Raw genomic sequence first — 24,371 nt, 5'->3', positions numbered from 1 at the left:
GACGGACGTCACGGCGGCGTCAGCGATTCCCACGAGGACGGGACCGGCGGGCGCGGCCGGGGCGCCGCGGGCCGTCAGCGCATCACGGGCAGGTGCGCGGACAGGTCGGCGCGGGCCCCCGTCGCCGTCACCGCGTGCGCGCTCACCGCGCGGTCCCACGTCAGCCGGCCGGTCGCCAGCCGCACCCAGGTCAGCGGGTCGGTCTCGACGACGTTGGACGGGGTGCCCCGGGTGTGCCGGGGTCCCTCCGCGCACTGCACGACCGCGAAGGGCGGCACCCGCATCTCGACCGCGCCGCCCGGTGCCACGGCCGCCAGGGCGTCGGCGAGCACCCGGACGGTGGCGGCGAGCGCGTAGCGGTCCAGCGTGACGGGGGCGGCCAGGGCGCGGGCCAGGTCGTCGGAGTGGACGATCAGCTCGACGAGCCGGGTGACGGCGAAGTCCAGCGCCCGCACGGCCCCGAAGCGGTGCGGAAGCAGGACGTCGTCGCGGACGGCCGTCTCCAGCACCGGCTCCAGTTCCTCGGTGGCCGCGTCGATCAGGGCGGCCGGGTCCTCGGCGGTGGCGGCCTCCTCCCGGGTGCGGGCGTCCAGCAGCTCGGAGATCCCGGCGGTGGAGGTCACCCACGTGCTCAGCCCGGCCTGCGCCCGGTCCGCCTTCGGCGCCGGCTCGGCCAGCAGGCGCGGCACGGCGTCGATCTGGCCCGCGAGGTGCACCAGCAGGTGCCGGACGTCCCAGCCGGGGAGCGCGGTGGGCCGCGTCAGCTGGTCGGGACTGACGCGGTGGGCGGCGGCGCGGACCGTCTCGGCCTGCGCGGCGAGCGCGTTGCGGACCCGGAGCGGATCGTAGGCGCGGGGCTTGCGGGAGGCTGCTGGCGGCATGGGGGGAGCGTAGCGGCCGGGGCCGCTCGCCCCTCGTCTCCGTAGGCAGCGCGGGTGGCGTGTGCCAGGATTCCGGCATGGCTGGCATCGCTGAGCGGTATCTCGCGGACGACGAGGAGCTGGTGCACCTGACGCGCCAGCACTGGATGGAGACGGTGAGCGAGTTCGTGCTGCTCTGCCTGATCTGGTGCGGCGCGGGGCTGCTGCTGTGGGCCGTCCCGCAGGACGCCGGATGGAGCGGCGGCGCATCGCTCGTCGTGCTCGGGGCGGCGGCCGTCGCCTCGCTGTGGTGGGCCCTGGTGCCGCTGCTGCGGTGGCGGTTCACCGTGTACATCGTCACCACGAAGCGGATCTACAAGCGGTCGGGCTTCCTGACGAAGCGCGGCCGGAGCATCCCGCTGGTGCGGGTGAACGACGTGTCCTTCCGGGCGCACCTGTGGCAGCGGCTGCTGGGGTACGGGACGCTGACCATCCAGTCGGCCTCCGAGCAGGGGGTGATGACGCTGCGGCACGTGCCGGACCCGGAGAGTCTGAAGGCGCTGATCTACCAGCAGGTGGACGAGGAGCAGCGGGGTGACGGCGTCCCGCGGTGACCGGCCGGCCGGACCGGGCCGCGCCCGGCCGCCTCCGCAACGGCGAGGGGCCCGGCGCGGGAGGATCACCTCCCGAGCCGGGCCCCTCGCCGTGTGCCGTCGCCGCAGGGTCGGACGTCCCTCAGGCGAACAGGTCGGGGATCGTCGCCTCCCAGACCGAGCGCAGCTCGCCCAGCGGCAGGGAGAACTGTCCCTGGAGCTCGACCGCGTCGCCGTCGACCACGCCGATCCGGGTGGCGGGCAGGCCGCGCGCGCCGCACATGTCCGTGAACCGCAGTTCCTCGCTGCGCGGCACGGAGACGACGGCCCGGCCCTGCGACTCGGAGAACAGGAACACGAACGGGTCCAGCCCGTCGGGCGTGACGAGCCGGGCCCCGGCGCCGCCGCGCAGGCAGGACTCCACGACCGCCTGGACGAGGCCGCCGTCGCTCAGGTCGTGCGCGGCGTCGATCATGCCGTCCCGCGAGGCGGAGATCAGGATCTCCGCGAGCAGCCGCTCCCGCTCCAGGTCGACGGCCGGGGGCCGGCCGCCGAGGTGGTCGTGGACGACCTGCGACCAGGCGGAGCCGCCCAGCTCCTCGCGGGTGTCGCCCAGCAGGTAGAGGAGCTGGCCCTCCTCGGCGAACGCCATCGGGGTGCGCCGGGTGACGTCGTCGATGACGCCGAGGACGCCGACGACGGGCGTCGGGTGGATGGCGACGTCACCGGTCTGGTTGTAGAGCGAGACGTTGCCGCCGGTCACGGGGGTCCCGAGCACCTGGCAGGCGTCGGCCAGGCCCCGGCACGCCTCGGCGAACTGCCACATGCCCGCCGGGTCCTCCGGCGAGGGGAAGTTCAGGCAGTCGGTGACGGCGAGCGGCTTGGCGCCGGTCGCGGCGACGTTGCGGTAGGACTCGGCGAGGGCCAGCTGCGCGCCCGCGTACGGGTCGAGCTTGGCGTAGCGGCCGTTGCCGTCGGTGGAGACGGCGACGCCGAGGTTGGTCTCCTCGTCGACGCGGATCATGCCGCTGTCCTCGGGCTGGGACAGGACGGTGTTGCCGAGCACGTACCTGTCGTACTGGGCGGTGATCCAGGACTTGTCCGCCTGGTTCGGCGAGCCGACGAGCCGCAGGACCTGTGCCCGCAGCGCGTCGCCGTCCTGCGGACGGGCGAGCGCCTCGGCGGCGTCCGCCCGGAGGGCGTCGAGCCAGTCCGGACGGGCCATCGGGCGCTCGTAGACCGGGCCGTCGTGCGCGACGGTGCGCGGCGGGACGTCGACGATCTGCTCGCCGTGCCAGAAGATCTCCAGCCGGTCGCCGTCGGTGACCTCGCCGATGACGGTCGCGGTGACGTCCCACTTCTCGCAGATGGCGAGGAAGCGGTCCACCTTCGACGGCTCCACGACCGCGCACATGCGCTCCTGCGACTCGCTCATGAGGATCTCCTCGGGCGAGAGGGTCGTGTCGCGCAGCGGCACGTCGTCCAGCTCGACGCGCATGCCGCCGGTGCCGTTGGAGGCCAGCTCGGAGGTGGCGCAGGAGAGCCCGGCCGCGCCGAGGTCCTGGATGCCGACGACCAGCTCCTCCGCGAACGCCTCCAGGGTGCACTCGATGAGCAGCTTCTCCTGGAAGGGGTCGCCGACCTGCACGGCGGGCCGCTTCGAGGGCTTGGTCGAGTCGAAGGTCTCGGAGGCGAGGATCGACGCGCCGCCGATGCCGTCGCCGCCGGTGCGGGCGCCGTAGAGGATGACCTTGTTGCCGACGCCGCTGGCCTTGGCGAGGTGGATGTCCTCGTGCTTCATCACGCCGACGCACAGCGCGTTCACCAGCGGGTTGCCCTGGTAGCAGGCGTCGAAGACGACCTCGCCGCCGATGTTGGGCAGGCCCAGGCAGTTGCCGTAGCCGCCGATGCCCGCGACGACGCCGGGCAGCACGCGGCGGGTGTCGGGGTGGTCGGCGGCGCCGAAGCGCAGCGGGTCCATGACGGCGACCGGGCGGGCGCCCATGGCGATGATGTCGCGCACGATGCCGCCGATGCCGGTGGCCGCGCCCTGGTAGGGCTCGACGTAGGACGGGTGGTTGTGCGACTCGACCTTGAAGGTGACGGCGTAGCCCTGGCCGACGTCGACGACGCCCGCCTGCTCGCCGATGCCGACGAGCATGGCCTCCGACGCGGGGGCCTTCTCGCCGAACTGCTTCAGGTGGACCTTGCTGCTCTTGTACGAGCAGTGCTCGGACCACATCACCGAGTACATGGCGAGCTCGGCGCCGGTGGGGCGGCGGCCGAGGATCTCGCGGATCTGCTCGTACTCGTTCTCCTTCAGGCCCAGCTCGGCCCAGGGCTGCGGGGCGTCCGGGGTCCCGGCCGCGTGCTTGACGGTGTCGAGGGTCATCAGGCGTTCACCAGCTGCTTGAGTACGGAGGTGAAGAAGGGCAGCCCCTCGGTCGTCGGCCCGGTGAGGGTCTCGACGGCGTGCTCGGGGTGCGGCATGAGGCCGACGACGTTGCCGGCGGCGTTGGTGATCCCGGCGATGTCGCGGCGGGAGCCGTTGGGGTTGCCGTCCAGGTAGCGGACGACGACGCGGCCCTCCGCCTCCAGCTCGTCGAGGGTGCGCTCGTCGGCGACGTAGCCGCCCTCGCCGTTCTTGAGCGGGACGGTGATCTCCTGGCCCGCGCTGTAGTCGCGGGTCCAGGCGGTGTCGGCGTTCTCGACGGTGAGCCGCTGGTCACGGCAGACGAAGTGCAGGTGGTCGTTGCGGGTGAGGGCGCCGGGCAGCAGGTGCGACTCGCAGAGCACCTGGAAGCCGTTGCAGATGCCGAGGACGGGCATGCCGGCCCGGGCCTGCTCGATGACCGTCCCCATGACGGGCGAGAAGCGGGCGATGGCACCGCAGCGCAGGTAGTCGCCGTAGGAGAAGCCGCCCGGCAGGACGACCGCGTCGACCTGGTGCAGGTCGGTGTCCCGGTGCCACAGCGTGACCGGCTCGCCGCCCGCGATGCGGACGGCGCGCAGCGCGTCGGCGTCGTCGAGGGAGCCGGGGAACGTCACGACTCCGATCCGCGTGGTCATGCCGGGGCCCCTTCCTGGGGCCCGGCCGCCTCGACGCGGACGGTGAAGTCCTCGATGACGGTGTTGGCCAGGAACGTCTCGGCCATCTCACGGACGCGGGCGAGTGCGGCGTCGTCCACCGGGCCCTCCACGTCCAGCTCGAAACGCTTCCCCTGACGGACGTCCGTGATGCCCTCGAAACCCAGCCGCGGCAGCGCGCGCTGCACGGCCTGACCCTGGGGGTCGAGGATCTCCGGCTTGAGCATGACGTCGACTACGACGCGAGCCACAGGTACTCCCGGTGGTGTTGATCTTGGCTGCCCGGTGCCGCGTCCCGCCGGGGGCCCGGGTGGGGCCCCTCGGTTCCTGCGCGACCGCAGCTTCAGCGTACCGGGCGAGAATTTCTACGCGGGTAGATATCGTCCGTCATTTATCACGTTCACATCTCGGGGGCCAGAAACCCTGCACGAAACGACAGGGAAAACGTAGGGTCGGATAGCAGCATGACACGCGGAGGAAATTGCGCGGGCTTCACCATGCAATGATGACCGCTGTAGAAAGGAATACGCGGCGTCCGCTCGCCCGTGATCCCTCGCGTCGCCGCACGTCAGATTGGGTTTTGCCGACCCACTGAGACAGGGATCCTCCCGAAAGGACCGATATCCGTGGCACAGCGCGTTGTGGTCACACTCTCCGACGATCTGGAAGGCGGGGAAGCCGTCGAGACCGTCACGTTCGGGCTCGACGGGAAGTCGTACGAGATCGATCTCAGCACGGCAAACGCCAAAAAGCTGCGCGGTGCGCTGGCCCCCTATGTACGGGCGGGCCGGAAGCGGGCGCGGACGGGCAAGACGTTCCAGCACACGGCGGTCGCCCCCGACCCGCAGACGGTGCGCGCCTGGGCGCAGTCCAACGGGTACGACGTGCCGGCCCGCGGCCGGATCCCGAAGAAGGTCTACGAGGCGTTCAGCTCCGCGAGTTGAGCTTCCACCCGGCGCCCCGGGAATGCGCCGGCCCCGGTCGGCGCCGGCACCCGACCGGCAACCGGAGGCGTCCGAAGCCCTCTTGCCGGCCCCGGGCGGATCCCGCCCCACCGGCCCGCCCGGCGCCGACTTGCGTCCGCCCCCGGGTGATCGGCTAGAGTCTGGAACACGCCGCGAGGGCGGGCCGGAAACGGCCCGAGATCGCAGGTCACGCGGGTGTAGCTCAGTAGTAGAGCGCCCTCTTTCCAAGAGGGAGGCGCAGTGTGCAATCCCTGTCACCCGCTCCGCGTACTCAACCGGTCTCCTCGATCGGGTAGAGTATCTGTTGCGCCACTCGGTGAGAGCCGGGTGGAAGCGTGCGGACGTAGCTCAGTTGGTAGAGCGCAACCTTGCCAAGGTTGAGGTCGCGAGTTCGAGCCTCGTCGTCCGCTCCATCGAGAAGGCCCCGACCTCCTAGAGGTCGGGGCCTTCCGCTTTTCCCGCACTCGGTCTCCCCGGGGCGGGCTGACATTTGTCATCCCGCCCGATGACAGGCCGCACGGCGCGCCGCCCCCGCTGCGGGAGAGGCTTCGGGTATGCGACATCGGGAACGAGCGATCGAGGTGAGCGGGCTGTGGCGGCGCTACGGCCCCAAGGGTGAAGGCGGTTTCGACGCCGTCCGCGGACTGGACTTCACCGTGGAGCGCGGCGAACTCTTCGCACTGCTCGGCACGAACGGCGCGGGCAAGACGTCCACCGTCGAACTGCTGGAGGGGCTGGAGCGGCCGAGCCGGGGCACCGTCCGGGTGCTCGGCCACGACCCGTTCGGCGAGCGGCGGACGGTGCGTCCGCGCATCGGCATCATGCTCCAGGAGGGCGGCTTCCCCGCCGACCTGAGCGTCCGGGAGACCGCCCGCATGTGGGCGGGCATCACCACCGACCCCCGCGACATCGGCGAGACCCTGGACCTGGTCGGCCTCGGGCGGCGCGAGGAGGTGCGGATCAAGCAGCTCTCCGGCGGCGAGCGGCGGCGGCTGGACCTCGCCCTGGCCCTGCTCGGCCACCCCGAGGTGCTGTTCCTGGACGAACCCACGACGGGCATGGACCCGGAGGGACGCCGGGACACCTGGCGGCTGGTGCGCGAACTGCGCGCCCAGGGCACGACGGTGGTGCTGACGACGCACTACCTGGACGAGGCCGAGGAACTGGCCGACCGGCTGGCGATCATGCGCGAGGGACGCGTCGTCGTCACCGGAACGCCGGCCGAGGTCACGGCGGCGCGGCCGTCCCGCATCCGCTTCGACCTGCCGGAGGGCGTGCCGCCGGCGCGGCTGCCCCTGTCGGTCCCCGCCGCCGTCGACGGACGCCGCGTCGAGGTGCGCACCGACCGGCTGCAGGAGGCGCTGACCGAACTCCTGCTGTGGGCCCGCCGCGAGGAGCTGACGCTGCAAGGGCTCGACGCCAGGTCGGCGACGTTGGAGGAGGCGTTCCTGGAGATCGCCCGGGGTGGCCCGGGGGCCGACGCACCGGACGGGCACGAGCACGCGGAGGTGGGGGCATGAGCACGGTGGTCATGACACGGATGCGGGCGCTGGGCCGGGCCGAGCTGACCCTGCTGCTGCGCAACCGCACGGCGCTCTTCACGGCGATGCTGATGCCGCTGCTCTTCGTCTTCCTCACGCGCATGTCGGTGACGGACGAGGCGCTGGACGCCACGGGGTTCAGCGCCGGCGGGCTCGTCCTGTCGGGCGGCCTGGGCATCGTCCTCGTCCTCGTCGTCTACTCCAACCTCGTCGCCTCGTTCGTGGCCCGGCGCGAGGAGCTGCTGCTGAAGCGGCTGCGCACGGGGGAGCCGTCGGACGGGGAGATCCTCGGGGGCACGGCGCTGCCCTCGGTCGCGATCGGCCTCACGCAGTGCGCGGTACTCGTCGTCGCCGGGGTGCTGGCGCTGGACGTGCCGGCGCCGGCGCGGGTGGACGTGCTGCTCGCCGGACTGCTGCTGGGCGCGCTGATGATGACGGCACTGGCCGCCGCGACCTCGGCGTTCACCAAGAGCGCGGAGAGCGCCCAGCTGACCGTCCTGCCGCTGATGATGCTCTCCCTCATCGGCTCGGGGCTGATGGTGCCGCTGGAGGTGATGCCCGACGGCCTCGCGGCGGTCGCCCGACTGCTGCCGCTCAGCCCCGTCATGGAGCTGGTCCGGCACGGGTGGCTCGGGGAGGGCGACGGCCTGGACGTGCTGCGGGCCCTCGGCCTGTCGGTGGTCTGGTGCGCGCTGGCGGTGTTTGCTGTACGGCGGTGGTTCCGCTGGGAGCCGCGCCGCTGAGCGGTACCGGGGGCCGAGGGTCGCGGGCGGCCGTCGGCGAGAACGGGAGGAGGCGGATGGGCACGGTGTCGCCGAGGATGCTGACGGCCTGGTGGGACCGGCGCAGCGATCCGGCCCGGATCGAGCTGTACACCCGCTGGACGTTCCACTCCTTCTTCGTCGGCGAGGCGCTCGGCTTCGCGCCGACGGCCGTGCTCGCCGCCTCCGTCCTGTGGGCGAAGGGCGTGCTGGCGGGCGCGGTCGTCGTCCACGCGGTCCTCGGCGCGGTGGCCACGTCCCGCGCGCTGGACTGGGCCCTCGGCCGCCGCGACCGTCCCACCGGGCTGCTCGTCACGCAGGGCGTGCTGGCCGTGCTCGTGGGGACGGCGTCGATGGTGCTGCACGGGGTCGGGCGGCAGCCGGACTTCCGGGTCGCGATGACGCTGTGCGGCGGCCTCCTGGCGTTCGGGGCGACACCGCTCGTCATCAACCTGCGCCCGGCCCGGCGGATCCTGTGGCTGGTGTGCGGGGCGACAACGCTGGCGGTCGGCCTGGCGCTGGCGGTCACCGGAACGCCCCGGGGGCTGGTCGCCGCGGCGGTCTTCACCCTGTTGCTGACCGGTGCCATGACGTTCACCGGCCGCTTCTCGGCCTGGCTGCTGGGCGCGGTGCTGGAGCTGGACACCGCCCGGGAGACGCAGGCGCGGCTCGCGGTGGCGGAGGAGCGCCTGCGGTTCGGGCGGGACCTGCACGACGTGCTCGGGCGCAACCTGTCCGTCATCGCGCTCAAGAGCGAGCTGGCCGCGCAGCTGGCGCAGCGCGGGTCGGCCGCGGCGGTGGAGCAGATGGCCGAGGTGCAGCGCATCGCGCGGGAGTCGCAGCGGGAGATGCGGGACGTCGTGCGCGGCTACCGCGAGGCCGGGCTCGACGCCGAACTGGCGGGGGCGCGCGGGGTGCTGGAGGCCGCCGGGATCAGCTGCCGCATCGACACCGGCCGGGCGGCCCGGCCCCCGCAGCCGGTGCAGTCGGCGCTGGCCTGGGTCGTCCGGGAGGGCACGACGAACGTGCTGCGGCACGCGGACGCCGCGCAGTGCACGATCACCCTGCGGGCCGGGGCCGGCCGTGCGGTGCTGACCATGGAGAACGACGGGGTGCGGGACCGGCCGCAGGCACACGCGACGGGTGTGGGCACGGGTCTGCCGGGGCTGCGCGAACGGCTCGGCCCGCTGCACGGCACGCTGACCGCCGGCGCCCTCGCCGACGGACGGTTCCGGCTCACCGCCGAACTCCCCACGCACGACACGGCATGGGACGACGAAGGGTGACGATGACGATCCGGGTCCTGCTCGCCGACGACGAGCACCTCATCCGCGGCGCGCTGGCCGCGCTGCTCGCCCTGGAGGACGACCTGACGGTCGTGGCCGAGGCGGCGTCCGGCCCCGAGGCCCTGGCCATGGCCCGCGCGCACGCGCCGGACGTGGCGGTCCTCGACCTCCAGATGCCGGGGTCGGACGGCGTCGCCGTCGCCGAGGCCCTGCGCACGGACCTGCCGGGCTGCACCACGATGATCGTCACCGGGCACGGACGGCCGGGGCACCTCAAGCGGGCGCTCGCGGCGGGCGTGCGCGGCTTCCTGCCCAAGACGGTGTCGGCCCGGCGGCTCGCGGAGATCATCCGCAGCGTGCACGGCGGCGACCGGTACGTGGACCCGGAACTGGCCGCCGACGCCATCAGCTCCGGCGACTCCCCGCTGACCGCCCGCGAGGCGGAGCTGCTGGAACTGGCCGCCGACGGCGCCCCCATCGCCGACATCGCCCGGCGGGCGGCCCTGGCCCAGGGCACCGTCCGCAACTACCTCTCCTCGGCGGCGGCCAAGCTGGGGGCGGAGAACCGGCACGCGGCGGTGCGCGCGGCCCGGGAGCGCGGCTGGGTCTGAGACCGGGCGGCGCACGCACGCGGTGGGTGCCGGCGCGGGCGTGGCATATACTCGGCTGCGCGCCGCAGGGCGCAGTGCGGACGTAGCTCAGTTGGTAGAGCGCAACCTTGCCAAGGTTGAGGTCGCGAGTTCGAGCCTCGTCGTCCGCTCCGCAGGACGCAGGGCCCCGGTGCCGCCGGGGCCCTGCGTCGTGTCCGCACTCCACGGGCGCGGCCCCGCCCGGACCCCGCCCGCCCCGGGTCGGCCGGAGCGGAAATCCGGCCGCACCTCTGTCGGAGCCTTCGCGGTGATCGCCGGGCGCACTACGCTGGCCGGACGACGCCGTCCGCCGCTCCGGGAGTCAAGTTGGCCTGTGATCTCTGGCTGGTTCCGCTCGTCGACGTGCTGTGCCACAGTCCCGACAACCCGTTGGCCGAGGAGATCGCCGCCTACGACAAGGCCCTGCACCAGGCGGGGCTGCCTCCGGTGCCCGTGCACGGGTACATGCCCGGCCTGTCCGGGGACGTCGCGCCCGTCGCCGGGTTCGACTACGACGCCCTGCACCTCCTGCGCCGTGCCTACCTGCTGCACCTGCACGGCCTCCAGGTGACGCCGGTCGACTCGCTGGGCAGCGACTACGAGCAGTTGCTGGAGATGTTCGAGGCGACCGCCAAGCAGTCGCACCTCGTGTGGCACTACGACCACGCGGGCGCGTACGTCCCGCTGGACTTCGCGGCCCCGTTGACGGGCGGGGAACTGATGGAGTGGGGCGGGCCGCTGGGCTCCGGCCACGGGCTGCTGCGGGAACTGCACGCCGTGGCGCCCGTGCTCGGGATCGATCCGGACAATCCGCCGCCCGCCCCGCCGCCGCCCGCCGGGCCGACGGAGCTGAGCGAGCCCGCCGCCGCTCCCCCGCCGGAGCTCGCGGAGGGGCCGTTCGCCCGGGAGCGGCACGTGTGGCTCGGCCTGCACGCCGCCACGACGCGCAGCCTGGCGCAGGGTTCGATGATCGTCTTCTCCTGACGCCCCCGCCCCGGTGGCCCGCGCCGCAGGCCACCGGGCACCCGGGTCACCGGCTCACCGGGCTACCGGGGGTTCTCCGGTGGCCGCTGGCGGGGCATGTTGGGCCGGGCCCCGGGCGGCGGGACGGAGAAGCGGGCGAAGCCGCCGGGTGTGCTCGGCTCGTGCCGGGCGGACGTCCAGTGCGCCGGGGGTGCGTGCCGGTCCGGGCGCGGCACCGGGCCGGAGCGGAACCGCTCCATCCACTCGGTGGTCTCGTCCCGCACCAGTTCCGTCAGGTCGTCGCTGAACCGCCGGAGGAGGGCCAGGCAGCGTTCGGCCGCCTCACCCGCCGTGCCCTCGGCCGGGCCGAGCACCTCCCGGACGGCCTCGGCCGCCCAGTCGTACTGGAGGGTCTCCAGGCGGCGTTGGACGGCCTGGGCCGTCGCGACGTCCCGCATCCAGCCGGACGTGCAGCCGAACCAGCGGTCGGCGCCGAAGCAGACGGCCGCGCCGATCAGTGACAGGAGACCCCAGGCGGCGCTCTCCGGCCGGACGCCGGTGAGCTCCAGGGCGGGCAGGACCGCTCCGCCGACGACGCCGAGCGCCGTCCCGGTCCGCAACAGGCGCGCGCCCCGCCGCTTCCACGCCCGGTCCGCCAGGTACCAGGCGACGACGTCGAGCGCGCGTCGCTCCACCCACGGGAACAGCTCCTCGAGCCGCTCGGCCGGCTCCCCCCAGTCCCCCGGCGGGAACGTGCGCCCGAGCAGGTCGCCCCGGCCCTCCCGCCCGCCACCCCCGGGCTCCTTCTCCGGCTGACTCACCCGCCACTCCCAACCACAGGCCGCTCTCGCACCTCACCAAGCACTCTTTCTTACCGTCTGGCGCACGGCCGTTCAGGCGCATTTCCCTCGGTTTCGGCGCCGAAGGGGCCTCCGGTCAGGTAAGGCGTCCCCACGGCGCTCACCCGAACGAGTGGGTGACGCAGGGACGCCCGCCTTGCCGTCGTGGCCGCCGTCCCGCGCCGTCGCCGTCGTCCTCGGAGGGGCCGTCGGGCCCGTGGTCCCGCTCACCGCACCGCGCGCCCGGGCGGCTTCCGGTGGACACGTTCGGCCCACCGGCCGGTCACCGCATAGGCTTCGGTGCGTGAAGGTCCTCGTCATCGGCGGCGGCGCCCGCGAACACGCCCTGTGCCGCTCCCTCTCCCTCGACCCCGACGTCACCGCGCTGCACTGCGCTCCCGGCAACGCGGGAATCGCCGAGGTGGCGACCCTGCACGCGGTGGACCCCCTCGACGGCACGGCCGTCGCCGAGCTGGCCGGTGCCCTCGGGCTCGGCGGCGGCGACCTCGTGGTCGTCGGCCCGGAGGCCCCGCTCGTCGCCGGGGTGGCCGACGCCGTCCGCGCCCGCGGCGTCCCCGCCTTCGGCCCGTCCGCCGAGGCGGCCCGGCTGGAGGGGTCCAAGGCGTTCGCGAAGGACGTCATGGCCGCGGCCGGCGTCCCGACGGCCCGCGCGTACGTCTGCACGACCGGGGCGGAGGTCGACGAGGCGCTGGACGCCTTCGGCCCCCCGTACGTGGTGAAGGACGACGGGCTCGCCGCCGGCAAGGGCGTCGTCGTCACCGGTGACCTGGCCGCTGCACGCGCCCACGCGCTCTCCTGCGAGCGGGTCGTCATCGAGGAGTTCCTCGACGGCCCGGAGGTGTCGCTGTTCGCGGTGACCGACGGCGAGACCGTCGTGCCGCTGCGGCCCGCCCAGGACTTCAAGCGCGCCCACGACGCCGACGAGGGCCCCAACACCGGCGGCATGGGGGCCTACACGCCCCTCCCGTGGGCCGACCCGAAGCTGGTGGACGAGGTCCTGAACACCGTCCTCCAGCCCACCGTGGACGAACTGCGCCGCAGGGGGACCCCGTTCGCCGGGCTGCTGTACGCGGGGCTCGCGGTGACGTCGCGCGGCGTGCGGGTCATCGAGTTCAACGCCCGCTTCGGCGACCCGGAGACGCAGGCCGTGCTGGCGCTGCTCCGGACGCCGCTCGCCGCCCTGCTGCACGCCGCAGCGACGGGTGAGCTGGCCGCCTTCCCGCCGCTGCGCTGGACCGAGGGCGCGGCCGTCACCGTCGTCGTCGCGGCCAAGGACTACCCCGCCGCGCCCCGCACCGGTGACCCGGTCGAGGGCCTGGACGAGGTGGCCGCCGAGGACGCCCCGGACGCCTACGTGCTGCACGCGGGGACCAAGCGCTCCGACGACGGCCGGATCGTGAGCGCCGGGGGCCGTGTGCTGTCGGTGACGGCCACGGGGTCGGACCTCACCGTGGCGCGTGAGCGCGCCTACCGCGCCGTGCGCCGGATCTCCCTGGACGGCTCGCACCACCGCACCGACATCGCCCGCGCGGCGGCCGAGGACGCCCGGACCGCCGGGCACGGGGGCTGACGCCCGCGGCCCACTGCGGGCCCCTGAAGCTCACCGCCGGTAACGGGGCCAATCGGGGCACCTACGGCAGCGGGCCGTCCGCAAGAGCTCTACCCAAAGCCATTCCATCGAGTGACCGTCGCCCGTGACCCCCTGACGGACGGGCACCGGCCGCACTAGGGTTCCGCGCGTCGGGCACGGCGGTACGTGCGGCGCCGACGGGTCCTCGGCCCGCCGTCGTCGCAGGTCACGCGCGGCCCGCGCACGTCTCGACGCGGTGTCCGGTCGGCACCGGGGGGTGGTCGGTCAACTGGCCCACCGCACATTGCGGTGTCGGTGCCCGGTGCCACAGTGGGTGGATGTGCGGAAATGCGGCAGCAGGTCGTCCCGGCAGGGGGTGAGCGGTCCATGGCAGGAGTTGCAGCGGGCGGTGCACGGTCGGCGCGGGATCACGCGCTGGCCGTCCTGCGGGTGCGGGGAACGGCCTTCGCGGCCGTCCTCCTGCCCGGTGCCGGAGCCGTCGTGCTGCTCACCGCCGTCGCCACCGGCCACCTGGGCGGCGCCTGGGCGGCGCTGCGGCTGCCGGCCGTCCTGCTGGCCGTCGCGGCGGCGGGGGCGGGCGCGGCCGTCACGGCGCTGATCGCCCGGGCGCGCACGGCGGTCTCCCCCACGGTGCCGGTCGCGGAGCGGGCCGCTCCGGACCTCTACCGGATGGTGCGGGAGCTGGCCGGGCAGCTCGACGTCCCCGTGCCCTCCGGAGTCGCCCTGACGCCCGACTGCGACTGCTGGCTGGAGGAGCACGGCCGGGCGGGCGCGACACCCCCCGTCCTCGTCGTCGGCTCGCCGTTCCTGTGGTGGATGCGCGTGGCGGAGCTGCGGGCCCTGCTCGCGCCCGTCGTCGCCGGGACGGGCCCGGCGGCCCACCCCGACATCGCGGCGGCCCGCCGCTTCGTCCGCGCCCTGGACGCCGCGGCCGTCCGGCCGGGCGTCGGCCGCCTGGCCCGGCTGCTGCTGCGCGCGTCCGGCGGACACGCGGCCGAGATGGAGCGGCTGGTGGCCGCCGCCGTGGCGGCCCGCGCGGCGGACGTCGAGCGCGGGCCGCGGCTGCTCGCCCAGGAGCAGGTGGGCCTGGCCTACGCGGGCTGGGACCGGCTGCTCACGCGGGTCGCGCTCCCGGCCTGGCGGGCCGGGCGCTGGCCCTCCCGGCTGGACGTGGGCGTCGTCTCGGCGCTGACGGAGCTGTCCCGGCGCGACCGGCTGGCGGAGGGCTTCACCTCGCGGCTCGGCGAGCGTCCCGCGTGCGACCTGCTGGAGGATCCGGGCGAGGTCGACGAGCGGGTGTCGCTGCTGGCCGCCCGTCTGTTCTACGGCGCCCCGCCGCCGGACGGGCCCGACTGGGCCCCGGTAGACTGGCCGGCCTACCCGCGCGAGGTCGTGGACCGGGTCTGGCGCACCGAGGCGGCCCGGCTGTTCCGCGCGCTGGACGCCACGGAGAGCACCGCGTCGGTGCGGCGGGCGCCGAGCGTGGTCCCGGCGGAGCGGCCCGACCCCGGGGCCGGCCGTGCGGAGCGTCCGGCTCCGGGCGGGCGCGGCGCGCGGGCGACGCTGGAGCGGGTCATGGACCGGCTGGCCGGAGAGGAGTCCCGCGGCGTGGTCGCCGCACGGATCACCGCGGACGCCGCCCGGGACGAGCGGCGCGCCCCGCCGCCCGTCCCGGCGGGCCTGATACCGGACGTCACCGGGGACACCGGGCCGCTCGGGCTGCCGGCTCCGGCCGAGCGCGGCACCCGTGAGCTGCTGGCCGACCACATCACCGCCGTGGTCTGCTGCGCCGCCGTGGACGGCGGGAGCGGCGCGCCGGGGCTGGACTGGCTGGACGGCCCCGCGCTCCTCGTCGACGGGGAGCGCCGCACGGATCTGCGTCGGCCGGTGCTGGCCCTCGCCGAGGAGGGGGACGCGGGCCCCCTGCGGGACTGGCTGACGGCGGCGGGCCTGCGCCCCGACCGCCCCGTGCGGCTGGCCTGAGCCCCGGCGGTGGCACCCACGGCCACCGACCGCCACCGGCCGCCACGGACCGTCGAGGGCCGCGTCCCGCGGCGGCCGTCGCGGCGGAGCGACACCGATCGCGACGAACGGTGACCAATCCACTGCACCATGTGATGTGCTGTACGGGCGGAGAAGGGAGGGCGGCTGTGGCGATCGAGCAGATTCGGCGCTGGGAGTCGGGCGCGCTCGCCCACGCGGTGACGGACCCCTTCGGGCAGGGCCCGCTGCCGTGGCTGAGGGGCAGCGAACACTACTTCGACAACGGCAGGGTGGTGCCCTGGTACGTCGACAGCACGACGCTGGCCGCCGACGGGCGCATCCTGCCGGCGCCGCGCGGCGGCGGTGGCCGGGCGACGCGGACGGCCGACGACGTGGGCTGCCAGATCAAGGGCTTCGCCTCGACGGGCTCGGTGGCGCCCGGGGAGTCCATCGACTTCCGCGTTACCGTCAACCCGCCCCAGCCGTTCGGCGTCGACGTGTACCGCATCGGCCACTACGGCGGTGCGGGCGCCACGAAGATCACCACCAGCCCGCGCCTGTCGGGCACCGTGCAGCCCGGCCCGCTGGTCGCCGAACGCACCGTCTCGTGCCACCACTGGTGGCTGTCCTGGCGGCTGCCCGTCCCGGCGGACTGGAGCACGGGCGCGCACGTCGCCGTCCTGACGACGGCGGACGGCCACCGTTCGCACATCCCGTTCACCGTGCGCGACACCCGGGCCGCCGACCTGCTGCTGGTCATCCCCGACATCACCTGGCAGGCGTACAACCTCTTCCCGGAGGACGGCCGCACGGGGGCGAGCCTCTACCACGCCTGGGACGAGCACGGGCGGCTCGTGGGCGAGAAGGAGGCGGCCGTCACCGTCGGCTTCGACCGCCCCTACGCCGGGGCCGGGCTGCCGCTGCACGTGGGGCACTCCTACGACTTCATCCGCTGGGCCGAGCGCTACGGCTACGACCTGGCCTACGCCGAGGCCCGGGACCTGCACGCCGGTCGCGTCGACCCGGCGCGGTACCGGGGCGTCGTCTTCGCCGGGCACGACGAGTACTGGACGGTGCCGATGCGCCGGGCCGTGGAGCGGGCCCGCGACCACGGGACGTCCCTGGTGTTCCTCTCCGCCAACACGATGTACTGGCGGGTCGAGTTGGGGCACCTGCCCTCGGGTGAGCCGGACCGGCTGCTGAGCTGCCGCAAGCGCCGGGGGCCCGGCCGCTCCTGGCTGTGGCGGGAGCAGGGCGAGCCCGAGCAGGCCCTGCTGGGCATCCAGTACGCCGGCCAGGTCGCCGCGCCCGCCCCGCTGATCGTGCGCAACGCGGACCACTGGCTGTGGGAGGGGACGGAGGCCGCCGAGGGGGACGAGCTGCCCGGCCTGGTCGCGGGCGAGGCGGACCGCTACTTCCCCCGTGCCCCGCTGCCGGCCCACACGGGACGCATCCTGCTGGCGCACTCCCCCTACCGGGACTGCGGAGGGGCCCGCCGCCACCAGGAGACGTCGCTGTACCGGGCCCCCGGCGGCGCCCTCGTCTTCAGTTCCGGCACCTTCGCGTGGACGCCCGCCCTGGACCGCCCCGGCCATGTGGACGCCCGCGTCCAGCGCGCGACGGCGAACCTCCTGGACCGCATCTGCAAGCACGGCTGACGCCGGCCGGGTGCCCGGGTCCGGCCCCGGTCCGCCGGGTCCTCCCCCTTCCCCCGAGGTCACCGGACGCCCCCCTGCGCGCCGGGGCGGGCGGGGTGCGGGAGAATCGGGGGGTCGTCGCACTCTCCATGGAGGACCGGTGTCCGGATTCGTCGAGAAGCCCCAGCCCGTCGCGGTACCGGGTTTGGAGCATCTGCACACCGGCAAGGTGCGCGACCTCTACCGCGACGCCGACGGGCACCTCGTCATGGTCGCCAGCGACCGGCTGTCGGCGTACGACTGGGTGCTGCCGACGGAGATCCCCGACAAGGGACGCGTCCTCACCCGGCTCTCCCTGTGGTGGTTCGAGCAGCTGGCCGACGTCGTGCCGAACCACCTGGTCTCCACGGAGGTCCCGGCGGGCGCGCCGGCGGACTGGGCCGGGCGCGTCATGGTGTGCCGGGCGCTGACCATGGTGCCCGTGGAGTGTGTGGCACGCGGCTACCTCACGGGGTCGGGGCTGGTCGAGTACACCGCCTCCCGCACCGTGTGCGGGCTGGCCCTGCCGGAGGGCCTGGTCGACGGCTCCGAGCTGCCCACGCCCCTGTTCACCCCGGCCACCAAGGCCGACGTGGGCGAGCACGACGAGAACGTGTCGTACGAGGAGGTCGCCCGCCGCGTGGGGGCCGAGACGGCCGCCCGGCTGCGCCAGCTGACCCTCGCCGTCTACGGGCGGGGCCGGGACACGGCACGGGAGCGCGGCATCATCCTGGCCGACACGAAGTTCGAGTTCGGCCACACCGCCGAGGGCGAGCTGGTGCTGGCCGACGAGGTCCTGACGCCGGACTCCTCGCGGTTCTGGCCGGCCGACCGCTGGGAGCCGGGCCGCGCCCAGCCCTCGTACGACAAGCAGTTCGTGCGGGACTGGCTGACGTCCGACGCCTCCGGGTGGGACCGCCGCGGCGAGCAGCCGCCCCCGCCGCTCCCGCCGGAGGTCGTGGAGCGCACCCGGGCCAAGTACGTCGAGGCGTACGAGCGCCTCACCGGCCTGCCCTGGACGTAGGGCGCGTCAGCTGGGCGCGTCAGCCGCAGGCCAGGGCCCGCCCCAGGGCGAGGGCGTGGGCGTTGTAGGCGGTGATGGAGCGTTCCGCGCCGGCCACGTCGCCCTGCTCGATGGCGGCGACGAGTTCCAGGTGTCCGGCCCACAGCAGTCCCCGCAGGTCCGCGCCCCGCGCCCGCAGCAGCGGCACGGTGAAGACCCAGCACTGGACACGCAGCCGGTCCAGGAACTCCGAGACGTACGGATTGCCGACGAACTCGCCCAGCTCGCGCCAGAACCGCAGGTCGTAGCCGATCAGGACGTCGAGGTCGCCGGCCACGGCGGCGCGGCGGGCGGCCTCGGCGCGGCGCCGCACGGACGCCAGGGCCTCCGGTGTCCGGTCCAGCCCGCCGGCGAACGCGGCCGTGCGGAAGATGCCCTCGATCACCAGCGTGCGGGCCTCCACCATCGCCGTGAAGTCGGCGAGGGTGATCTCCTGGACGCGGAAGCCCCGGTGGTGGTCGGCGTCGAGCAGGCCCTGCGCGGCGAGGTCGACGAGCGCCTCCCGCACCGGGGTGGCGGAGACGCCGTACTGCTCGGCGATCTCCTTGACGGTGAACGGCCGGCCCGCCGGGAGCCGCCCGGCCAGCACCTCGTCGCGGAGGGCTTCCGCGAGCTGCTGGCGCAGGGTGCTGCGGGTGATGGGGGCGGACGGCATGGCGGACACCCTACGCGGCGGAGGTCGCCCCCGCCGTGGTGTGGGCGTCGGCGACGGCGAGGGCCTCGTCGAGGATCGCCAGCCCCTCCTCGACCTCGGCGGCGTCGATGGTGCACGGCGGCACGACGTGGAGCCGGTTGCCCGCGACGAGCGGCCACAGCCCGCGCCGCTTGCAGGCGGCGGCCAGCTCGGCGGTCGGCCGGCCCTCGTCGCCCCGCGGCCGGTAGGGGACGAGCGGCTCGCGGGTCTCGCGGTCGCGCACCAGCTCCAGGGCCCAGAAGACACCGGTCCCGCGCACCTCCCCGATCGAGGGGTGGCGCTCGGCCAGGGCGCGCAGGCCGGGCCCGAGGACGGTCTCGCCGATGTGGGCGGCGTGCTCGACGATGCCCTCCTCCGCCATGGCCCCGAGCGTGGCGACGGCGGCGGCGCAGGCGAGGGGGTGGCCGGAGTAAGTGAGCCCGCCGGGGTAGGGCCTCTCGTCCCAGTCGGCGGCGATGGCGGCGGAGATCGCGACGCCGCCGAGCGGGACGTAGCCGGAGTTGACGCCCTTGGCGAAGGTGACCAGGTCGGGGGCGGTGTCCTGGTCGAGGTAGTGGTCGAGCGCGAACCAGCGTCCGGCGCGGCCGAAGCCCGCCATGACCTCGTCGAGGACCATCACGATGCCGTACCGGTCGCAGATCGCGCGGACGCCGGGGAGGTAGCCGGGCGGCGGGAGCAGGATGCCGGAGCCGCCGGGGATCGTCTCCAGGACGACGGCGGCGACGGTGTCCGGGCCCTCCAGGACGATCGTCTCCTCCAGGTGCGCCAGCGCCCGTTCGCACTCCTCGCGCTCGGTGGTGGCGTGGAAGGGGGAGCGGTAGAGGTAGGGGCCGTGGAAGTGGACGACGCCGGCCGTGCCGGTGTCGCTCGCCCAGCGGCGCGGGTCGCCGGTGAGGTTGATCGCGGTGCCGGTGGCGCCGTGGTAGGAGCGGTAGGCGCTGAGCAGCTTGGGGCGGCCGGTGTGGAGCCGCGCCATGCGGGCGGCGTTCTCCACGGCCTCGGCGCCGCCGTTGGTGAAGAAGATCTTGTCCAGGTCGCCGGGGGTGCGCTCGGCGACGAGCCGGGCGGCTTCGGAGCGGACGTCGACGGCGAAGCCGGGGGCGACCGTGCACAGGGTCGCGGCCTGCTCCTGGATGGCGGCGACCACCTTGGGGTGCTGGTGGCCGATGTTGGCGTTGACGAGCTGGGAGGCGAAGTCCAGGTAGCGGTTGCCGTCGTAGTCCCAGAAGGAGGACCCGGCCGCGCGCTGGACGGGGAGCGGGTCGAGGTGGGCCTGGGCGGACCACGAGTGGAAGACGTGGGCCCGGTCCGCCGCCTTGACGGCCGCCTGGTCGGCGCGCTCGATGCTCATGGTCCGGGTCCCTCGCTGCTCGCCCGTCACGGATGGGTGAGGTTCAGGGTAGCGGCCGGGCCGGGGGGCCGGGCCGGGGACGCACGTCGCCGCCACCGGTTCGGTGGCGGCGACGAGGGAGCCGGCGGGAGGGGAGCCGGCGGGGGGAGCCGGCGGCGGGGAGGCGCGGTGGGCGCGGGGGTCGTCCCGCGCCGGTCAGCTCCTGATGGTGGCGAAGGCGACGATATTCGCGTCATAGCCGTCCTTCTTCGTCCAGGTGCCGCCGCAGGTGATCAGGCGCAGCTGGGCCGTCTTGGTGGGTCCGTAGACCCGGGCGTTGGGGAAGTCGTCCTTGGCGTACTGTTCGACGGAGTCGACCGCGAAGGTCACCGTGGAGCCGTCCTCGCGCTCGACGACGACCTCGGCGCCCGGCTTCAGGGAGCCGATCCGCGCGAAGGCGGCCGGTCCCTTCACGCTGTCCAGGTGCCCGACGAGCAGGGCGGGGCCCTGCTGGCCGGGTGAGGGGCCGCCGCGCCACCAGGCGGCCCGGTCCGCGTCGTCCTTCTCGGGTACGGGTGGGGTGCCGTCCGGCTCGGCGTCCGCGCCGAAGACCTCGATGTCCGCGTCGAGCTGCGGGAGGGACAGCCGGGTCGGCGCGGACCGGGGCATGACGAACGGCTCGGCCTCGGGCGGCTCGGTGTCCACGGCGTCGGGACGCGAGACCCCCTCGGCGACCATGGTGAGCCCCGCGCCGCGGTCGTCCCGCTCCGCGACGGGCTCGGCGGGAACGGCCGCGCACAGGGCTCCTGCCACGAGCACGGTCACGGCGGCGGCCACCGTCTCCAGACGGCGACCGCGCGCCGCGACGCGCTGCTGACGAGTCGTCATGGATATCCGGGGTATCCGGGGGCGGCTCACGCCTGGTCCCCGCCGGCCCGGCGGCGCCAGATCAGGAAGTACCCGGCGGCACCCGTGACGGCCAGGCCACCGGCGACGGCGGCGGCCGTCGTGGTGCTCGGGACGGCGGACTCCGTGCCGGCCGCGAGGCCGCCGAGGCCGGCGTCGGCCGCACCGCCGACGCCACCGGTGAAGGTGAAGGTGCCGGTGAGCCGCTCGTGGTTCTTGCAGTAGCCGGTGACCTCGTACTTCTTGCCCGGCGTCAGGCCCTCGTGCATGACCTTGGCCGTGGCGAAGACCCGGTGGTGACGGTCGTCGTGGCGCGGGTCGCCACCGGTGTTCTTGCCGTCGTCGTGGTGGCGGCCGTCGTGGTGGCGGCCGTCGTGGTGCCGGTCGTGGTGCCGGCCGGTCTGGGCCTGGCTGGTCTCGAAGGCGTCCGAGGCGACGGTCCCGTGGCCGCCGTCCCGGCACAGCGCCTTGACCTCGACGACGGTGCCGGGGCCGCCGGACGACGGGTGGAGCTTCAGGCCGCCGTGGCCGCTGTCACCGCCGGCGAAGGCCGGAGCGGCCATCCCGACGACGATCACCGCGGACGCGGCGGCGGTGGCGAGAGAACGCATCTTCTGCATGAGGAGTGTGACCTCCGGTCAGCTGGCGCGCGTGCCGGGGCTGTTCCCCGGCGGGCTTCCGCGCGCCTCGGTCCCCATGCCAGCAGCGCCCCGGGCGCGCCGCACTTCGGGTACCGCCCGGCGGGTGCCGCCTTGGGCCAACAGAGGGCGGGTCGCCCCGGCCGCCGGACGGGACGGGCCGACGCCCCTCGGCGGCCTGCCCCGCCGGGGCGCGTCCCGTCAGGTCATCTCCAGGTCGCGGCGCCGGAACCCGGCCAGCCCCACGGCGAGCAGCGCCGCGGCGACGAGGGTCAGCACGAGCAGCGGCGTCCAGGCGACGGACTCGGCGGGCAGCCGGGGCACGTGCCCGAAGGGGGAGAGCCGGGTCGTCCACTCCGGGAGCCGGAGGATCGGGCCCAGGTAGTCGACGACGAACGCCCCCAGGGGCAGCGCCCAGGCCAGAGCCGTCGCGCGGGGCAGCCATCCGTAGAGCACGGCGGCGACCCCGACGGTCACCCACAGCGCGGGCGCGTACGCCAGCGCGGCGGCCGTCAGCTCGGGAACGAGCGCGGCGTCGCCCGTCGTCGCGGCGCCCAGCGCGCCGAACCCGAGCCCCGACAGCGCCATCACCGCCGTGCTGCCCAGCAGGGCGACGGCGAGGTGACTTCCCATCCACCGGCGGCGCGACAGCGCGGTGGCGAGCAGCGGTTCGGCGCGGCGCCCGGTCTCCTCGGCGCGCGGACGGGCGGCGGCGAGCACCGCGTAGACGGCCGCCACCACGGCCAGGACGATCATGACCATGGCGGCGAAGGACTCGGCGACGCTCGCGCCGCCCAGCGCCGCGAGGGCGTCCTCCAGGGCGGCCACGTCCCCCACCATCTCCTCGGCGTCCCCCAGCACCGAGCCGTAGGCGACACCGAGCACGAACAGGGCCACGGCGAAGCCGAACAGCAGCCCCCGGTGGAGCCGCCAGGCGAAGCCGACGGGGTGGGTGAGCGCGCCGCCGGCCCGCGCGGGCCCACCGCGCGCCGGACGCAGCCCGGCGCCCAGGTCGCGGCGGGCGGCGAGCCGTACGGCGAGCACCGTCGCGGCGACGGCGGCGGCCAGGCACAGCAGCAGCGGCCACCAGCGGTCGTCGACGTAGACGTAGGTGCGCTGCGCCCAGCCGATCGGCGAGAGCCAGGACAGCGCGTCGGTGCCGACGTCCCCGGCGGCGCGCAGGATGTACGCGAGGCCGAGCACCGCGAACGCCATGCCCGAGGCACCGCGCGCGTGCGGGGTGATCTGCGCCGTCACGGCGGCGACCGCCGCGAAGACGAGACCGACGGCCGCGTGCGCGCTCCCGTAGAGGAGGGAGCCGCCCCAGCCGATGTCGGGGATGCCGGCCCCGCCGAGGGCGACGGCCAGGCCGAGGGCGAGCACGACGTTCGCCAGGACGGCCGTCGACAGCGCGGCGGCGAGCGGCGCGTAGCGCCCGACGACGGCGGAGCGCACCAGCTCGGCGCGGCCGGTCTCCTCCTCGGCGCGGGTGTGCCGGGTGACGGTGAGGATGCTGAACAGGGCCACGAGCACGCCGGTGAAGCCCAGCATCTGGTGGGCGAGCATGGCGCCGTAGGTGTAGTCGCTCAGGAAGTGCTCGGGCCCGGACATGGCGAGCGCGGCGGGGCTGCTGTTCGCCTGCCGGGCGCTCTGCCGGGCCTCCGCCGTGGCGTAGAGGTCGGGGAAACTCCCGGCGGTGGTCGACGTGCCCAGGACCAGGGCGACGATCCACACCGGGAGCCGCACGCGGTCGCGGCGCAGGGCGAAGCGCAGCAGCGTGCCGGTGCCGGTGAGCGGGCCCGCGCGGTCCGGGTCACGGCCGGGGTCGCGGTCGGACGCGCGGGCGGGGGCGGGCGGCGTGGTGGCGGCGTTCACCGGGCGGCCTCCGCCGCGCCGTCGCCGCCGTCGCCGCCGTCGGTGCGGCCCGTGGCGTCGGGGGCGTCAGGGCCGCCCGTCGCGTCGCCGTAGTGCCGCAGCATCAGCTCCTCCAGCGTGGGCGGGTGACTGACGAGGCTGCGCACCCCGGCCCCGGCGAGCAGCCGCACGACGTCGTCCAGCCGGGCCCCGTCGACGGCGCAGTGCACGCGGCCGTTCTCGGTACGCAGGTCGTGCACGCCGTCGAGCGCGTCGAGCCCGGCGACCGGACGCTCGGTCTCCGCCTCCACCGTGGTGCGCGTGAGGTGCCGCAGCTCGGTGAGCGAACCGGACTGCACGACGCGGCCCAGCCGCACGATGCTGACGCGGTCGCACAGCTTCTCCACCTGGGCCAGGATGTGGCTCGACAACAGCACGGTGCGGCCCGCGGCCTTCGCCTCGCCGATGACGTCCTGGAAGACCACCTCCATCAGCGGGTCGAGCCCGGCGGTGGGTTCGTCGAGCAGAAGCAGCTCGGCGTCGGAGGCGAGGGCGGCGACGATGGCCACCTTCTGCCGGTTCCCCTTGGAGTAGCTGCGGCCCTTCTTCGTGGGGTCGAGGTCGAAGCGTTCGATCAGTGCGTCGCGGCGGCGCCGGTCGAGGCCGCCGCGCAGCCGGGCCAGCAGGTCGACGGCCTCGCCGCCGGTGAGGTTGGGCCACAGCTCGACGTCGCCGGGGACGTAGGCCAGTCTGCGGTGGAGGGCCACCGCGTCGCGCCAGGGGTCGCGGCCGAGCAGCCGGGCCGTGCCGGAGTCCGCGCGCAGCAGGCCGAGCAGGACGCGGAGCGTCGTCGACTTGCCCGCGCCGTTGGGTCCGAGGAATCCGTGCACCTCGCCGTCGGCCACGGTGAGGTCGAGACCGTCGAGCGCGCGGGTGCGCCCGAAGGACTTGACCAGGCCCGAGACGGAGATCGCGTTCGTCATGAAGCGGACGCTACGCCCGTTTCACACCGTTGCGACATCAGGAGAACGTCAAAAAGCGTCACGCGCCCGCACCGTGGTCGCCCGCGAGGACGATCCGTGTGCGCGGCC

Annotated in this window: 22 protein-coding genes and 3 tRNA genes; 14 read left to right on the top strand and 11 right to left on the bottom strand. The window is 74.9% G+C overall.

Features of this window, described 5'->3' with window-relative positions; all coding sequences use genetic code 11:
* Positions 1–74: 74 nt before the first annotated feature.
* Positions 75–881 (bottom strand): maleylpyruvate isomerase family mycothiol-dependent enzyme, encoded by an 807-nt coding sequence (locus tag IF129_RS10015; RefSeq protein ID WP_191209212.1) that lies wholly within the window; start codon positions 879–881, stop codon positions 75–77.
* Between the two features lie 77 nt (positions 882–958).
* Between IF129_RS10015 and IF129_RS10010 the strand changes: the two genes are divergently transcribed.
* Positions 959–1,474: a PH domain-containing protein gene (locus tag IF129_RS10010; protein WP_191209211.1), complete on the top strand. Its 516-nt coding sequence runs from the start codon at positions 959–961 to the stop codon at positions 1,472–1,474.
* Between the two features lie 121 nt (positions 1,475–1,595).
* Here IF129_RS10010 and purL read toward each other — a convergent pair whose 3' ends face one another.
* From purL to purS, 3 genes are read right to left on the bottom strand one after another with little or no spacing between them, the layout of a single operon-like run.
* Positions 1,596–3,845, bottom strand: a complete 2,250-nt coding sequence (purL, locus tag IF129_RS10005) for a phosphoribosylformylglycinamidine synthase subunit PurL (RefSeq protein ID WP_191209210.1) — start codon at positions 3,843–3,845, stop codon at positions 1,596–1,598.
* Positions 3,845–4,522: a phosphoribosylformylglycinamidine synthase subunit PurQ gene (gene purQ / locus IF129_RS10000; protein WP_191209209.1), complete on the bottom strand. Its 678-nt coding sequence runs from the start codon at positions 4,520–4,522 to the stop codon at positions 3,845–3,847. Before purQ ends, purL begins: the two co-directional genes overlap by 1 nt.
* A complete protein-coding gene (gene purS, locus IF129_RS09995; protein ID WP_191209208.1) occupies positions 4,519–4,791 on the bottom strand; it encodes a phosphoribosylformylglycinamidine synthase subunit PurS in 273 nt (90 codons plus the stop codon). Before purS ends, purQ begins: the two co-directional genes overlap by 4 nt.
* Positions 4,792–5,166: 375 nt before the next feature.
* On the opposite strand from purS, the gene IF129_RS09990 reads away from it, so the two are divergent.
* The 9 genes from IF129_RS09990 (at position 5,167) to IF129_RS09950 (ending at position 10,706) form a co-directional block, all read left to right on the top strand.
* Positions 5,167–5,484 carry a histone-like nucleoid-structuring protein Lsr2 gene (locus IF129_RS09990; protein WP_191209207.1) on the top strand — a complete coding sequence of 106 codons (318 nt, stop codon included), beginning with the start codon at positions 5,167–5,169 and terminating at the stop codon, positions 5,482–5,484.
* A 212-nt stretch (positions 5,485–5,696) separates the two neighbouring features.
* Positions 5,697–5,768: transfer RNA gene (locus IF129_RS09985), tRNA-Gly, on the top strand.
* A gap of 74 nt (positions 5,769–5,842) precedes the next feature.
* A tRNA-Gly gene (locus tag IF129_RS09980) sits at positions 5,843–5,918 on the top strand.
* A gap of 141 nt (positions 5,919–6,059) precedes the next feature.
* On the top strand, positions 6,060–7,025 hold the full coding sequence (locus tag IF129_RS09975; protein ID WP_191209206.1) for an ABC transporter ATP-binding protein: 966 nt from the start codon (positions 6,060–6,062) through the stop codon (positions 7,023–7,025).
* Complete coding sequence (locus tag IF129_RS09970) at positions 7,022–7,789, top strand: ABC transporter permease (protein ID WP_191209205.1); 768 nt, start codon at positions 7,022–7,024, stop codon at positions 7,787–7,789. Before IF129_RS09975 ends, IF129_RS09970 begins: the two co-directional genes overlap by 4 nt.
* 56 nt (positions 7,790–7,845) lie before the next feature.
* Positions 7,846–9,093 carry a sensor histidine kinase gene (locus IF129_RS09965; RefSeq protein WP_191209204.1) on the top strand — a complete coding sequence of 416 codons (1,248 nt, stop codon included), beginning with the start codon at positions 7,846–7,848 and terminating at the stop codon, positions 9,091–9,093.
* A gap of 2 nt (positions 9,094–9,095) precedes the next feature.
* Positions 9,096–9,704 carry a response regulator transcription factor gene (locus tag IF129_RS09960; RefSeq protein ID WP_191209203.1) on the top strand — a complete coding sequence of 203 codons (609 nt, stop codon included), beginning with the start codon at positions 9,096–9,098 and terminating at the stop codon, positions 9,702–9,704.
* A 76-nt stretch (positions 9,705–9,780) separates the two neighbouring features.
* Positions 9,781–9,853 (top strand) — tRNA-Gly (locus IF129_RS09955).
* A gap of 196 nt (positions 9,854–10,049) precedes the next feature.
* Positions 10,050–10,706 (top strand): hypothetical protein, encoded by a 657-nt coding sequence (locus IF129_RS09950; protein ID WP_191209202.1) that lies wholly within the window; start codon positions 10,050–10,052, stop codon positions 10,704–10,706.
* Positions 10,707–10,768: 62 nt separating this feature from the next.
* On the opposite strand, the gene IF129_RS09945 is transcribed toward IF129_RS09950, so the two are convergent.
* Positions 10,769–11,506: an SLATT domain-containing protein gene (locus tag IF129_RS09945; protein ID WP_191209201.1), complete on the bottom strand. Its 738-nt coding sequence runs from the start codon at positions 11,504–11,506 to the stop codon at positions 10,769–10,771.
* 322 nt (positions 11,507–11,828) lie between these two features.
* On the opposite strand from IF129_RS09945, the gene purD reads away from it, so the two are divergent.
* The 4 genes from purD (at position 11,829) to IF129_RS09925 (ending at position 17,819) form a co-directional block, all read left to right on the top strand.
* On the top strand, positions 11,829–13,115 hold the full coding sequence (purD, locus tag IF129_RS09940; protein WP_191209200.1) for a phosphoribosylamine--glycine ligase: 1,287 nt from the start codon (positions 11,829–11,831) through the stop codon (positions 13,113–13,115).
* Positions 13,116–13,502: 387 nt separating this feature from the next.
* Positions 13,503–15,119 (top strand): hypothetical protein, encoded by a 1,617-nt coding sequence (locus IF129_RS09935; RefSeq protein ID WP_191209199.1) that lies wholly within the window; start codon positions 13,503–13,505, stop codon positions 15,117–15,119.
* A gap of 167 nt (positions 15,120–15,286) precedes the next feature.
* Entirely contained in the window at positions 15,287–16,777 is a 1,491-nt protein-coding gene (locus tag IF129_RS09930; protein ID WP_191209198.1) for a N,N-dimethylformamidase beta subunit family domain-containing protein, read from the top strand.
* A 139-nt stretch (positions 16,778–16,916) separates the two neighbouring features.
* The gene (locus tag IF129_RS09925) at positions 16,917–17,819 is read left to right on the top strand and encodes a phosphoribosylaminoimidazolesuccinocarboxamide synthase (RefSeq protein WP_191209197.1); all 903 of its coding nucleotides are present in this window, start codon (positions 16,917–16,919) and stop codon (positions 17,817–17,819) included.
* 19 nt (positions 17,820–17,838) lie between these two features.
* Here the strand turns inward: IF129_RS09925 and IF129_RS09920 are convergent, their stop codons facing one another.
* The 6 genes from IF129_RS09920 to IF129_RS09895 form a co-directional block, all read right to left on the bottom strand.
* Positions 17,839–18,513, bottom strand: coding sequence for a GntR family transcriptional regulator (locus tag IF129_RS09920; protein ID WP_191209196.1), 675 nt, complete (start codon positions 18,511–18,513; stop codon positions 17,839–17,841).
* Between the two features lie 10 nt (positions 18,514–18,523).
* Complete coding sequence (locus tag IF129_RS09915; protein WP_191209195.1) at positions 18,524–19,903, bottom strand: aspartate aminotransferase family protein; 1,380 nt, start codon at positions 19,901–19,903, stop codon at positions 18,524–18,526.
* Between the two features lie 195 nt (positions 19,904–20,098).
* Positions 20,099–20,770 carry a class F sortase gene (locus IF129_RS09910; RefSeq protein ID WP_191209194.1) on the bottom strand — a complete coding sequence of 224 codons (672 nt, stop codon included), beginning with the start codon at positions 20,768–20,770 and terminating at the stop codon, positions 20,099–20,101.
* Between the two features lie 26 nt (positions 20,771–20,796).
* Positions 20,797–21,408, bottom strand: a complete 612-nt coding sequence (locus IF129_RS09905) for a hypothetical protein (protein ID WP_191209193.1) — start codon at positions 21,406–21,408, stop codon at positions 20,797–20,799.
* Between the two features lie 219 nt (positions 21,409–21,627).
* Positions 21,628–23,301, bottom strand: a complete 1,674-nt coding sequence (locus IF129_RS09900; protein WP_191209192.1) for an ABC transporter permease — start codon at positions 23,299–23,301, stop codon at positions 21,628–21,630.
* Complete coding sequence (locus IF129_RS09895) at positions 23,298–24,263, bottom strand: ABC transporter ATP-binding protein (RefSeq protein WP_191209191.1); 966 nt, start codon at positions 24,261–24,263, stop codon at positions 23,298–23,300. The genes IF129_RS09900 and IF129_RS09895 overlap by 4 nt, the downstream gene beginning before the upstream one ends.
* Positions 24,264–24,371: the final 108 nt, after the last annotated feature.

The organism is Streptomyces chumphonensis (assembly GCF_014779715.1).
Classification (GTDB): domain Bacteria; phylum Actinomycetota; class Actinomycetes; order Streptomycetales; family Streptomycetaceae; genus Streptomyces; species Streptomyces chumphonensis.
The sequence above is the reverse complement of the archived record's forward strand: the minus strand, read 5'-3'. Positions and strand labels throughout refer to the sequence as shown.

Coding starts and splice junctions, on each gene's coding strand:
- IF129_RS10015 (WP_191209212.1), bottom strand. CDS start 881: ATGCCGCCAGCAGCCTCCCGCAAGCCCCGCGCCTACGATCCGCTCCGG.
- IF129_RS09895 (WP_191209191.1), bottom strand. CDS start 24,263: ATGACGAACGCGATCTCCGTCTCGGGCCTGGTCAAGTCCTTCGGGCGC.
- IF129_RS09910 (WP_191209194.1), bottom strand. CDS start 20,770: ATGACGACTCGTCAGCAGCGCGTCGCGGCGCGCGGTCGCCGTCTGGAG.
- IF129_RS09965 (WP_191209204.1), top strand. CDS start 7,846: ATGGGCACGGTGTCGCCGAGGATGCTGACGGCCTGGTGGGACCGGCGC.
- IF129_RS09905 (WP_191209193.1), bottom strand. CDS start 21,408: ATGCAGAAGATGCGTTCTCTCGCCACCGCCGCCGCGTCCGCGGTGATC.
- IF129_RS10010 (WP_191209211.1), top strand. CDS start 959: ATGGCTGGCATCGCTGAGCGGTATCTCGCGGACGACGAGGAGCTGGTG.
- IF129_RS09935 (WP_191209199.1), top strand. CDS start 13,503: ATGGCAGGAGTTGCAGCGGGCGGTGCACGGTCGGCGCGGGATCACGCG.
- IF129_RS09960 (WP_191209203.1), top strand. CDS start 9,096: ATGACGATCCGGGTCCTGCTCGCCGACGACGAGCACCTCATCCGCGGC.
- IF129_RS09915 (WP_191209195.1), bottom strand. CDS start 19,903: ATGAGCATCGAGCGCGCCGACCAGGCGGCCGTCAAGGCGGCGGACCGG.
- IF129_RS09920 (WP_191209196.1), bottom strand. CDS start 18,513: ATGCCGTCCGCCCCCATCACCCGCAGCACCCTGCGCCAGCAGCTCGCG.
- purQ (WP_191209209.1), bottom strand. CDS start 4,522: ATGACCACGCGGATCGGAGTCGTGACGTTCCCCGGCTCCCTCGACGAC.
- purL (WP_191209210.1), bottom strand. CDS start 3,845: ATGACCCTCGACACCGTCAAGCACGCGGCCGGGACCCCGGACGCCCCG.
- IF129_RS09970 (WP_191209205.1), top strand. CDS start 7,022: ATGAGCACGGTGGTCATGACACGGATGCGGGCGCTGGGCCGGGCCGAG.
- IF129_RS09975 (WP_191209206.1), top strand. CDS start 6,060: ATGCGACATCGGGAACGAGCGATCGAGGTGAGCGGGCTGTGGCGGCGC.